We start from the raw sequence: 12,208 nt of genomic DNA, 5'->3' as shown, positions 1-12,208 counted from the left end.
GATTCGTCCTTTTTCAAGTGGGGAGATCGTGTTCACCCCCTGCTCCGATCCACCCTCAAGCACAAGGTTTCGCCAGGGATAAAGCCTCGAAGCGTTGTGAAAAAGTCGTCCTAGCTACAGGACACCCGTCGTGCCCTTCGTTCCCCACGCGCACAGTAAATCACAACGCTTCGAGCGGGGAGCAGATATCCTTTTCTCTACGGACCGGTAGTCTGTTTTTTCATGCCTTTCCAACCTTGTGATACAATAGAGAGCATCCCAAATGGGAAGTTGCATAGATGTTGGAGTGAAATAAGTATGAAAGATATCGAAATCGATGCGGCTCTCCACGAAGCAGGAATCTGCTGGATTGACGTCCGATCCCCCGGAGAATTTCAGACCGCCACCATTCCCGGTGCGGCCAATGTTCCTTTATTTGATAACGAAGAGCGTGCTCAGATCGGGACCTTATATAAACAGCAAGGAAAGAAAGAAGCTATTCACCTGGGGATGGAGATCGTCTCTCCTAAAATCCCCCACCTAGTGAAATCAGTGCAGGAGGTGTCCCAAGGACGGACCCCGCTCCTCTTTTGTTGGCGCGGAGGGATGCGCAGCCGTTCCATGGCTGTCTTTCTCGATTTGGTAGAAATGCCTGTCCTCCGCCTGAAGGGGGGATACCGGGCCTATCGAGAAAATGTGGTCCAGCGCTTATCCAACTACTGCTTACAGCCCCGTCTGATTGTCCTACACGGGCTCACCGGAGTGGGAAAAACTGCCCTTCTCCACCGTTTGCGGACATCGGGCCTACCTGTATTGGATTTAGAAGGATTGGCAGGGCACCGCGGGTCCGCCTTTGGTAGCCTCGGGGAAATTCACCCACGGAATCAGCGCATGTTCGACTCCCTGCTCCTCCGCACCTTGGAGGAGTATTCCGAAGCACCTTATCTATTTATGGAAGCGGAAAGCAGGCGTATCGGCCGGGTTCATATGCCCGACTTTCTGGAAGAGGCCAAAGAAGCCGGAATCTCCGTTCTCGTGGAAGCCTCCATGGAGACCCGGGTGCATCACATTCTGGATAGTTATTTGGCAGATGCCGGGAATCACGAGACGTTCCACCAGGATGTTTTGGACGCTTTGGCCCGCATTGACAGACGATTCCCTCCGGAGACCCGCACACAGCTCCATGAGTGGGCCCAACGGGAAGAGTACGCCCCCATGGTGCAAACCCTGCTTCAGGAATACTATGATCCTCGTTACCGGCACACTCAGGATCCATATGAAAAAACCTGTGCCCTTCGCATCTGTTCAAATGATTTGGATCGAGCGACCGAGGATCTGAAGCGTTTTTATCGGCAACTTCAACCGGCGCGAGCCCACACTTGAGGGTTCACCGGTTTTCTTTATGAAAACTCCTCTCGCGCAGAATCTCAAAAAAGGGTCTGAGATGTAAAAGGGATCCCTTCCTCCTCCAACAATCGACGTTCCCGACTTTGACAGGTACACAAAATCACTTGGTGCTCTGTGGCGATCTCCCCCAGAATGCGAAGTGCTTCTCGAATCCGCTTCCCATCAAAATGAACCAAGCTGTCGTCGAGAATCACTGGAAGCGACAGATGACCATGTTCTGCAAAAAAACGGATCAAAGCGAGACGCATCGCAAAATACATCTGATCCACCGTCCCCCGACTCAACTGCTCAATCGGTTGCCGTTCACCGGTTTCCGGTACAAAGACACTGAGATTGATCCCCTCGGCGGGATCAATCAAAAGATCTCGGTAACGGCCTCCTGTCACCTCTTCAATCCACTGGGAAGCATGGGGAGACAGACGGGGAGACAGATCTTCCCGCAACTCCCGGGTGGCCTCTTCCAAGACGCCCTTCGCTGATTCCACAACAGTCCGCTCCCGCTCCAACCGTTCCTTTTCCATTCGGGCCTCTGCTAGCTGCGTCTCTCGCTCTGCCAGGGAAGCTGTCCCGGAAAGCATGGTTTGCAGGCGCTCCTCCAAGCGAAGGATTCCTGTCTCTTTTTCCCGATGCTGATCACGGACGCGCTCCAACTCCTGTTCTAACTCTTGAAGACCGTCGGCGAGTTCAGCCACACTCTCCTGTCCCTCGCCTTCCTTTTCAGCCAGTCGTTTCCGGACGCTTTCCAACTCCAGATCCCAAGCTTGGGCCTCTTTCCGTTCGGTTTCCTTTCTCAAGGCAGAACGGGCCGACTCCAGTCTGTCATCCAGGCGACGAACATGTTCACTAGCCAAGATCCACTCTGTCCATAACGTCGGATCGTCGTTGCCCAGCTTCTCTTTCCAATAGGCCAACCGTTGCTTCCGGTGTTCCATTTCCGGAATCAAACGGTGTAACTCCTTCTCCAGGGTACTCGATTCCAATTTGAGGCGATTCAATTTATCCCGGGCTTGTTGGGCTTCTTCCCCGATGGCGGACCACTCCTTCAGCCAGGAGCGAAATTCAAAGTCCCCCAGGCGATCACGGAAAACCGTTGCTCTTTCCTCCGCTTCTTGGCGGATCTCCTCCAAACGTTCCCGGCGTTCCCGATCCTGTCGACGCTCCTCCTCCTGTTCTCGGATCTTCTGAAATTGTTGTTCCACCCGTTGTCTTAATTCCGCACTGGAGTCGGCTTTCCAACGGTTTAGGAGGGATTCCTGTTCCTGAATCACCGTCGCCAGAGACTGATGGACTTCATTCAAATTTTCTTCTGTTTTAGCCAGCTCCTTCTGCAGGTAATCGGTGTCAGAGAGGGATTCCCCGCCCGATTCCAGTTGTCTCCGTTCCCGCCGAAGTCGTTCCCGATCCCGCTTCAGACCCTCCTGTCGTTCGTCCCACTCTTGGCGCACCTGGCGATCCACCTGTCGTAAGCGCCAATACCGGACATAGGCAAAGATCGAGAAAATCGGGCCTGCTATGGAAAGTCCCGGCACCAGGAAGACCATCAACAGGAAGTAAATCAGTCCTGCCCCCGTCAACCAAAGCCAACGGGAACTGGAACGGGCCGGCGCTACCTGAGCATCCACCACCTGAGTGAGGAACTTTTCCCGTTCAATCAGATCCAGTCTCATCCGCCAATTGCGCCGACGATCCTCTAGATCCCCTCGTTCTTTTCGCAGTTTCTCTTCCCGTTGTTGAAGAGCGGTCAGACTTTTGTAATCCTTCTCCATCTGGATTCCCTTGACCCGGTCGTCAATGGTTTCCTGGAAGTCCGGAGTTTTCAGATTCTCTTGCAATCGACAGCCCGCTTCCAGGTCGGAGAGTTGCTTTTGCAGTTCTCTTTCATCGATCTCCAGAAGTAAGGCTTTCTTTTCCTCCCAGTCCTGAATCTCCTTCGCCAAGGAACGCATCCGTTCTTCCATCCGATCCGCCCGGTCTTCCGGCCGGTTATTTCCATCCATCAAGCCGCGAATCTCCTCCACCTCTTCAGGTGACAGCAGATAGGGCGGCTTCACTTCCTCCCTCTCCTTTTCCAGCCGGTTCACTTGCTCCACTGATTCAGTCCAGCGCTCCTGGATATACTCTAGATGTTTTTGTTTTTCCAACAAAGCCGCCCGTTCTTTTGCCTGATCGAGAGCATTTTGCAACTTTTTTACCTGACCGGAAAGTAATTCTTCTCTTTCAGCCAATTCCGCCCCTATTTTTTTCATCTCCGCCAACCGGGCCTGATCCTCACGGATACTTCGATAAGTCTCTCTCAGTGTGGCGACTTCAGCTTCCAACTCCGCACATTTGGCTGCGATCATTCCATAGGGCTTGTTTTTGGCTGCCGTGGTTTTTCCGATCCCTTGAAGCTCCTTTTCCAAGTATTCCAAGGCGGGACGGACATTCATTTCCTCTCCTTGGTGAACCAACTGGCGAATTTTATCTACCACCTGATGATCTCCAGACATAGGAAACGATCGGATCCAAGCCATCTGCTGAAACAAATTCCGGGAGAGTCCGGTCAATCCCTCCATCAAATTCCGATCCTTTCGCCTATCCATTGGGTAATGATCGGAAAAATCCCTGCCGGTCACAGGATCCACCAGTTGCTCCCGCTCCTCTTCCCATTGCAGAGTACGGATCAAGCGATATTCCTTCTCCCCGACGGAGAAATCCACTTCCCCTCCGTATTCCTTTCCGTTCCAGGGTTGGTAAGCATCCAGCCAATCCTCTCGAGACCGCCGGCCCACGCCTTCCTTCTTGCCGCCATACAGAAGAGCCGTCAAACCCCGAATCAGAGTCGATTTACCCGATTCATTAGGGGCTTCAATCAGATTAAGACCCTCCTGAAACTGGAATTCCCGGTCCACCCAACGGCCAAATCCCCGGAAATAGACACGTTTCAATTTCATGACCGATTTCCCTCCACCATAAGCGCATCCAATCCTTTATAAAGGGCTTGACGCAAGAGATCTGCTTCCTCGGAATCCGCTCCATCGATCCGTTCTTCCATTTTCCGCACAAACCGACCCGCCAAACTCTCCCTCTCTCGAATCTGATCCAAATCATAATCAGGCAGGGTTTCATCCGCAAGCTCCACATAATGGAATCCTTCGTCCTTCAACCGATGCAAAATCCATTCTCCCTGTAGAGAGAGATCGGCAGATCGGCGCCCGCAGAGATGGAGGCGGCGACATGCATTCCGCTCCTCTCCCGGAGGGACCCTTTCAAGGATCCGTCGGATCACCTGCTCCTCCGTGTCACATCCTTGTACATCCACAGAATCCACTTCATAGCGACGGGTCTGCACAGCTATCTGTTCCAGCTGGAGCCCCTCCGTTCCAAATGTTCCCACCGACACCGTCCGCTCCCCGGTCTCTTTCCAGCGCAGGCTTTCCGGAGATCCGGGATAACAAATCCAGGTGCGACGCTGATTGTTCAGTCGGTGAAGAGAGGGCAGGTGGATATGACCCAAAGCCACATAATCCAGTTCCAGGGGGAGCAGGTCCTGATCGCACAAGGGGAAATAAGGGGATTCACTGCGATGGGAGGTGTAAGTTCCGTGCGCCAACAGGATCCGCCTTTCCCCCTCCTTCGGGGAAGAAATGGTAGGAAGACAGCTTTCAGGTTCTTCATACTCTGCAAAGCCTCTCCCATAAACACGAAGAGAAAACTCCTCGTATTGAATTTCCTCCCACTTTGCATCGAAGATGTGGACATGGGAGGGCCAGTCGAGAGTGTTGTAAAAGGAATCTGGACGTAAGGGATCATGATTACCTGGTGCAATCAATACCTGAGTCCCGGGGATTTGTCGCATCTGTTCGATCACCCATTGTGCCGTGGAGCGGCTGACGGTCTCATGCTCCAAGAAATCGCCGGCAATCAATAAAAATGCGGCCTTTCGCTCTTTCACCAAGCCAATGATGGTCTGCAAAGTCTGTCTCTGTTCCTGCCATCGAGCTCCTCCTTGTCCCTCTGTTCCCTTCCATCCCTGAAAGGGGAGATCCAGGTGGAGGTCCGCAGTATGTATAAATGTGAAAGATTTCATCTGAATCACCTTGACCTGATTGCCCCATCGTAGGGGTGTGGTATGTTCTGACGCTGTTTATCTCAAACTATCGTAAGATGAAAATTTCGCATCAAAGGGGAAAATGCTACATGGTACCTTTTAAAAAATGGATCATTGCCGCCTGCTTCATCCCGATCTTCCTCGGGTTCTCTCTCCAAATGACAGAGGCTCAAATAGCTCTTCGTCCACCGGCAAAAATCTCCCAGGTGGAAGGCTATCGCATCCTCCATCAAAAACAGATCCCCTTCCGGGTGAATCGGGGGATACAAGCAGAATTGGAGCAAGTGCTGACTGGAATTCATCAGATGGCCGGGATGAAGTCCTTTGACCTTCCGAGCCAATATATTCTATTCCGGTTTCCCCATCCTGTCGCCTTGCCCACCTCACCTCCCGGTCACCCGATCCGGGAGATGATCATCACGCCCCCCACCAACCTTTGGGATCCACCAAGGTTATTGTTGAAAAATCCGCAAAATCAGTGGGTGGAGTACAAAACCAACCGATCCCTCCTCCCACTGGCAAACCAATTGAAGACCCAGATCAAACCTCGCAGTCATTGAAAAAAGGGCGGCCCCTCACAGGGCCGTCGATCTGTTGAGAGGCCACATCGGGCTCAATTCCTTTCCGAGATTTGCACCGCTTCCTGCGACAAGGGACGCAGTGTATCTAGCTGAAGGTTCCCACCGACGGAAAGGGCGGTTCTCCTTGCCGATAATACTCCATAAAAATGCGCCACATTTCGTCCTTCCACACTTCTGTCTGACACAGAATTTCCGATGCTGTGGACACCGACACTTCCAGTTCCCCAGTGGGGGTGGATTCCATCTGTAGAAGGAGACCCTTTTCCCCCGATCCTGTCAACCATCGACTCGCCTCCTGCGCTTCCGCATCTGTGTCGAAGTCTCTCGCTACCAGGGGATGGGGTTGCCTTTCTTCATGTTCATAACCGCCGACGAAGAGACTGACACTTGGATAACGTGCAGACACGAGCATCTCTCCCGCCCTATTTCCATTCCAGAATACCACAAGTTCTGTGGCCTGTGGATTTTCCAGTCCCATTTCCTTGTCGAATGATAGAGAAAGCTGCCACAGCAGAGGTGGCAGCCCTAGGATTTAGTGAATGGATATAATTTTAAATTCAAAGGTTCCCGAAGGGGCGGGAACCTTCACAGTCTCACCTTCCCGTTTTCCGATCAGTTCTGCACCGATCGGAGATTCATTGGAGATTTTGCCGGAGATGGGATCGGACTCGGCGCTTCCCACGATGGTATAAGTCTCTTCTTCCCCATCGGGAATCTCTTGGATCGTCACCTTTGCACCCACACTAACAAAGTGTTTGTTTTGTATATCCTGGTCAATAATTTTGGCGTTGCGAACCATATTTTCAAGGCTCATAATACGAGATTCCACAAAAGCCTGTTCTTCTTTGGCCGCATCGTATTCAGCGTTTTCACTCAGATCTCCCTGGGCGATGGCATCCTTCAACCGGTTCGCCACATCTTGGCGGCGTTTCGTCCTGTATTGCTCCAATTCTTCTTTTACCTTTGCCAAACCCTCTTCGGTCAGAAGGACTTCTTTTTTCTGTGCCATACCGATTCCTCCTTGAAAGACAAGCGAGTTTTATGACTTCACCGTTTTTTTGTAAGCCCTTTCACCTCGATAATTGCGTAAAAGGGCTCATCTTAAATAGGATTGTATGTCACTCGATACCCGGCCAGCACAGCACATAGAGAGGAAAACAGGCGTTGTGCTCCACATCCGGCGAGGACTGAAAGATATATTATCACAAATCCTTCCACCATAAAAGGGACTCCCCTAGCAGCGGCACCCTAGAAAAAATGTGACCCAGAACCTCATACCCATCGTGCTTACGGCTACGTTGCTCCCCGCCCATGCAGGGAGGGTGGGGTTTCACAGGGAGCGATTTTGACTCGCAGGAACAATGTAAAACCCCATCCCGACTGTCTGCAAACGCAGTCATCTCGTCTATATAATGGGGGATCCCTGGGCTTCTTAACTACCATGAATTTTCCCCAGCATCCGCCTCCTTCTTGTTGATACCATCCAAAATTCAATACCTTTCTTGCAAAAACCTTTAAGCACCTGACGGTTTCCGCTTACCACTAAATTGTGAAAAAGCGGTCATACCCACAGGGGTCACTTCACTCCCCCACGCTATGCAGGGGGGATAAGGTTTCAATCGGTAGAACAACGAAAGCGGAATGGAAAATCCCATTCCGACCCTCCAAGATCGATGTAAATCACAACGCTTCTCAAAATACATTAAGGATTGATGCGTTTGGCCACCCCGATACCGCATAATTCCGCAACAATATTTTGTGCTGCCGTCACAGCCATCTGGCCTCGGGTTTCCCAGGTGGCACTGCCTAGATGGGGAGCCAGCACTACCGAATTCAGATCGGCCAACCCGGAAGTGAGCCGGGGTTCATCCTCATACACATCCAAACCAGCACCGGCGATTTCCCCCTGTTGCAAAGCTTTTACTAACGCCGGTTCATCCACCAGTGCCCCGCGGGAGGTATTGATGAGATAAGCACTCTTTTTCATCTGAGAGAGCGCCTCCCATCCGATCAGATGATGGGTCTGGTGATTGTATGGGGCATGCAGGGAAACAAAGTCTGCTTGTTGCAACAGTTCCTGCAGAGGCAGATAACGAATCCCCAGCTTTTCTTCCACTGAGGGAAGCTGGGTTCGAGAATGATAAACCACCTTCATCTCAAAACCTCGGGCCCGTTTGGCTACAGCTTGTCCGATGCGCCCCAACCCGATGATGCCCAGGGTAGATCCCGACACATTCTTTCCCAGATGAAATAAAGGAGCCCACTCTTTCCACTGCCCCGCCCGGATGAGCCGATCCCCCTCCGTGACACGGCGGGCTACATCCAGTAACAGAGCGAAAGCCAGGTCCGCCGTCGCATCCGTTAACACTTCTGGTGTGTGGGTGACGGCGATCCCCCGACGGGTCGCTTCCTCCACATCGATATTGTCAAAACCGACAGCCAAGTTGCTGACCACTTTCAGGTCCGTTGCAATCTCCATCAATTCCCCATCCACCCGGTCGGTTAACATGGATAACAAGGCCTCTTTTCCCCTCACCAAGTCGAGTAATTCTTCCCGACTCAACATGCGATCCCAAGCACCCACCGTCACTTCAAAATATTTGTTCAGCAAATCGAGCCCTTTCGGGGGAATTCCCCGTGTGACAAGAACCTGGGGTTTTTCCTTTATCAATTGGTTCACACTCCCTGATCCACTGATTCAGGGCTCCTGTTCCAACAATGGGACCCGACGAATGGCCAGCCAGGCAAATAGTTGGACAAAGCCCACAGACAGAACCAACCATCGCAATTCAGAGGGATCGGACATCCCCTGCACCCACCACAGGAAAATGGCGACGCTGAAGACCCGCCCCACATTGAAAGCCAGTTCTCTGGCTACCACATATTCGACACGAAGACGTGCTGTCTCCTGGTTTTCTCCGATGACATCAAACACTACCGATGTGAAGGGAACCAAGTACAGTGGATAAAAAAGAGCGATTCCCCAGCCCAACACCACCAACGCCCAAGTATTTACATCCCAGAGGAGAGGAAGAGCCACCACCCCCAACATCACCGCGCCAATCAAAATACTTTCATCCCGCCAGCGGATCTTTATAAACCGACCGACCATAAAATACGCGATGAAGGCGATGGCAGAGGAGGCTGTCAGATACCCGCCCAAGGACAATTCATTGCCTGTAGCCACAAATATCAGCAGACTGATCAGAAAAGCGAACAAACCTTCTCGGATTCCTTGGGCCACCATCGCCAGGTTGACCCAATACCAGTGGTTTTGTCGATCGAAGGCCAAGCATAGGATTTCCTTAAGCCGATAGACCCCGCTGGCACTTCTCCGACTCAACATAAAACTGACCGCCACTGCAACCAGAAAAACCACTAAGGACAAAGCGAATATCCATCGGTAACCGGTAAAATGATCAATCCGCGTGATAATCCAGCCGGAGATCACCGGCGCCAAGATTCCTGCCCCTGATGTGATCAGTCCATGGATTCCATTATAAATATCCCGGTTGTTCCGTTCAGTGATCTCAAAATAGAGTACATGATAGGACAACCAAAAGAACCCGGAACCCACACCGAGAAACAACCCTAGCAGGAAAACCCATTCCACCGACCGATTTCCCAGCAGAAGCACGGCCAAATAAAAAAGGGCCTGTAACGCCACCCCGATCCGGATCGCAATCACCCGATCCACTTGTTTGGTCAGTCTGCCAGCCAAGACAAAGGTGATCGCTACCGCCAGATAATTCGCCAGGTTGTAATAGCCGATGATCGCGAAATTCGGCTGCAATTTCCAGAGATAAACATTGACAAAGGTATTGGACAGCGCAGTGGATATGGCATATAAACCGCTAATAACTAAAAGAAGCCATGCCGGGCGGTCCAAGCGATCGATATGATCCCATAAGCGCATAAGACCTCACCAAGCATAGCTTAACCAATTCACTCGTGATTTTACTCCGATTAAAAGTTAATTGTGATCAGGTGTGTTGATTCGCCCTATGTTAGGTAGGAACTAAGGTCGGGAGGTGGGACGGTGAAGAGCCTTTCGCTCTTTGCAAGAGATCGGAGCCGTCCCCCCATTCCCGTCCCCCCAAGCCATATTTTACGATGGGGCGATGTCGTTTCGTTCCCATCATCCACTTTATGGTTAACCAACAGCCCTGTTTCTTTACATCTTTCGCCTCATCAGGGGACCAGCTAGTAAGAAACCTGCAATTAGCCCTCCCAAATGCGCTGTAAGATTGATGGTAGGCGTGATGATACTGATCACCAGGTTGATCCCCACCAAAGCCAGCAACCCTTTTCCTGTATCCGGATCCATGGACCCCCTGCGAAACAGGAATAGATAAACATAAACTCCCAACAGTCCATAAATGGCACCGGAAGCTCCGGCGCTGATTCCTGCTGTTCCTAGATAAACAGTGGCTAAATTCCCCATGACCCCTGTCAACAGATACAGAATGATGAACCGCCACCGTCCGAATAGCCATTCCAATTGGGGACCCAACAGGTAGAGGGAAAAACTATTAAAAAGAAAATGAGTGATTCCAATATGCAAAAACACAGGAGTAACCAGCCTCCACCATTCCCCATCGATCAACAATGCTGTGTTCTCCAAAGCGCCAAAACGCAACAAAACCAATGGATGGGTCGACCCACCGCTAATGCTCATCAATAAAAAGAGGAGGGTCTGGATCACCAAGATCCCGGTCACCACCGGGAAATAAGATTTAAAACGCCTGAAAGGAAGTTGCGTATGCTGAAACACCGGGTTTCCCCCTTCTTCAACCTGTCTAATCCCTTCGAATCGTTGCAATCGGCTCGCCCATCCGGACCATAGTTCCTGGAGAAAGATCGCCGACCCAATCGGTGCGATCCACTTCAAAAAGGAGGATCACCGTAGAGCCAAATTCAAATCGGCCCAGTTCCTCTCCCTTGTCCAACGCCTCCGTCCCTGGATAGTCCCGACTGAGAATCCGCCTCCTCCCCCGACAATTGGTTACGATGTCCTGATCATAGACCACCCGAATGCTCCCGACATTGGTTGCCCCTACTTTTACCAGAGCGACTTTCCCTGCTAGACTTTCCAAAAAAGTGATCAAACGTTCATTTCTAGCAAAAAGTCCGCGTACCCGTTTCACACCCAGGGCATTCACTGGAAAGAGGGAGCCAGGAATATAAGTTAGTCCGATCACCCGCCCCTGAATCGGTGTATGAATCCGATGGTAATCCCGTGGGCTTAGATAAAGGGTGATAAATCTGCCCCCCTCGAATTGGCTCACTTTTTTCCTGTCGCCTCCGAGAAGAGCTTCCAGGGTATAGGTGACTCCCTTCGCCTGTAGAAGTGTCCCCTCATGGATTTCTCCCATCTGAGAAATCGTCCCATCCACCGGACTGACGATTCGCTCAGGATCGGGATCCACCGGTCTCGCCCCTTCCTTGAGACCCCTCACAAAAAAATCGAGCAAAGTTTTGTATTGAGAGACCGGTTTTTCCACTTGGCTCAAATCTACATCAAAACGGCGGATAAAATAGGGAATCAGTCTCCGGCTCTTTGGAGACCGAGCCAGGCGCCCCATCCAACGGGATACTGATTTTTTTGGCATGCAGTTTAACATTGCCACCAAGATACGATCTTTCATGATACCTCCTCAGGCAATAAATAGTACTTTTCTTTGAGAGTGAATCCCTCGTTTTCGGACACAATACATAGCACGGAGGTGATACAAATGGCTTTTCAACCAAAAGGCCCTGCCAAAACTAACGCCCAAAGAATTCGACAGCAAAACCAACAGGCTGCCCAGGGCGCTCAAGGTCAAAAATACGGAAGTGAATTTGCTTCCGAGACCAACGCCCAACAAGTTCGGCAGCAGAATCAACAGTCTGCTCAATCTGCTCAGGCTGGCCAACAACAGCAGAAACAGTTTGGTACCGAATTTGCTTCCGAAACCAACGCTCAGCGGGTTCGGCAGCAAAACCAACAGGCTGCTCAATCTGCTCAGGCCGGTCAACAACAGCAGAAGCAGTTTGGTACCGAATTTGCTTCCGAAACCAACGCCCAGCGGGTTCGGCAGCAAAACCAAAAGGCCGAAACCCAGAAACAACAAAACCAAAAATAATTTCCTGCATAACGGATCCCATCCTG

General features: G+C 51.4%; 11 protein-coding genes. 3 read left to right on the top strand and 8 right to left on the bottom strand.

Going from position 1 to position 12,208, the window contains the following annotated elements; all coding sequences use genetic code 11:
- Positions 1 to 297: 297 nt before the first annotated feature.
- On the top strand, positions 298 to 1,362 hold the full coding sequence (gene mnmH / locus JOD24_RS00390) for a tRNA 2-selenouridine(34) synthase MnmH (protein WP_380162063.1): 1,065 nt from the start codon (positions 298 to 300) through the stop codon (positions 1,360 to 1,362).
- A gap of 44 nt (positions 1,363 to 1,406) precedes the next feature.
- On the opposite strand, the gene JOD24_RS00385 is transcribed toward mnmH, so the two are convergent.
- Positions 1,407 to 4,319, bottom strand: a complete 2,913-nt coding sequence (locus JOD24_RS00385) for an AAA family ATPase (protein ID WP_429246093.1) — start codon at positions 4,317 to 4,319, stop codon at positions 1,407 to 1,409.
- The gene (locus tag JOD24_RS00380) at positions 4,316 to 5,455 is read right to left on the bottom strand and encodes a metallophosphoesterase family protein (protein WP_380162059.1); all 1,140 of its coding nucleotides are present in this window, start codon (positions 5,453 to 5,455) and stop codon (positions 4,316 to 4,318) included. The genes JOD24_RS00385 and JOD24_RS00380 overlap by 4 nt, the downstream gene beginning before the upstream one ends.
- 110 nt (positions 5,456 to 5,565) lie before the next feature.
- Here JOD24_RS00380 and JOD24_RS00375 point away from each other — a divergent pair, with 110 nt between their 5' ends.
- Entirely contained in the window at positions 5,566 to 6,036 is a 471-nt protein-coding gene (locus JOD24_RS00375; RefSeq protein WP_380162057.1) for a hypothetical protein, read from the top strand.
- A 106-nt stretch (positions 6,037 to 6,142) separates the two neighbouring features.
- Here JOD24_RS00375 and JOD24_RS00370 read toward each other — a convergent pair whose 3' ends face one another.
- The 6 genes from JOD24_RS00370 to asd form a co-directional block, all read right to left on the bottom strand.
- Positions 6,143 to 6,463, bottom strand: a complete 321-nt coding sequence (locus JOD24_RS00370) for a hypothetical protein (protein ID WP_429246092.1) — start codon at positions 6,461 to 6,463, stop codon at positions 6,143 to 6,145.
- A gap of 126 nt (positions 6,464 to 6,589) precedes the next feature.
- Positions 6,590 to 7,066 (bottom strand): transcription elongation factor GreA, encoded by a 477-nt coding sequence (gene greA, locus JOD24_RS00365; protein WP_380162053.1) that lies wholly within the window; start codon positions 7,064 to 7,066, stop codon positions 6,590 to 6,592.
- A gap of 693 nt (positions 7,067 to 7,759) precedes the next feature.
- A complete protein-coding gene (locus JOD24_RS00360; protein ID WP_429246091.1) occupies positions 7,760 to 8,737 on the bottom strand; it encodes a 2-hydroxyacid dehydrogenase in 978 nt (325 codons plus the stop codon).
- 18 nt (positions 8,738 to 8,755) lie between these two features.
- Complete coding sequence (locus JOD24_RS00355) at positions 8,756 to 9,973, bottom strand: MFS transporter (RefSeq protein WP_429246090.1); 1,218 nt, start codon at positions 9,971 to 9,973, stop codon at positions 8,756 to 8,758.
- Positions 9,974 to 10,231: 258 nt separating this feature from the next.
- Positions 10,232 to 10,831, bottom strand: coding sequence for a rhomboid family intramembrane serine protease (locus JOD24_RS00350; protein WP_380162047.1), 600 nt, complete (start codon positions 10,829 to 10,831; stop codon positions 10,232 to 10,234).
- Between the two features lie 25 nt (positions 10,832 to 10,856).
- Positions 10,857 to 11,705, bottom strand: coding sequence for an archaetidylserine decarboxylase (asd, locus tag JOD24_RS00345; protein WP_380162045.1), 849 nt, complete (start codon positions 11,703 to 11,705; stop codon positions 10,857 to 10,859).
- Between the two features lie 87 nt (positions 11,706 to 11,792).
- On the opposite strand from asd, the gene JOD24_RS00340 reads away from it, so the two are divergent.
- On the top strand, positions 11,793 to 12,182 hold the full coding sequence (locus tag JOD24_RS00340; protein ID WP_380162043.1) for a gamma-type small acid-soluble spore protein: 390 nt from the start codon (positions 11,793 to 11,795) through the stop codon (positions 12,180 to 12,182).
- Positions 12,183 to 12,208: the final 26 nt, after the last annotated feature.

Origin of the sequence: Kroppenstedtia sanguinis (genome assembly GCF_050433445.1) — a bacterium.
In the GTDB taxonomy this organism is placed as follows: Bacteria; Bacillota; Bacilli; order Thermoactinomycetales; family DSM-45169; genus Kroppenstedtia; species Kroppenstedtia sanguinis.
The sequence above is the reverse complement of the archived record's forward strand: the minus strand, read 5'-3'. Positions and strand labels throughout refer to the sequence as shown.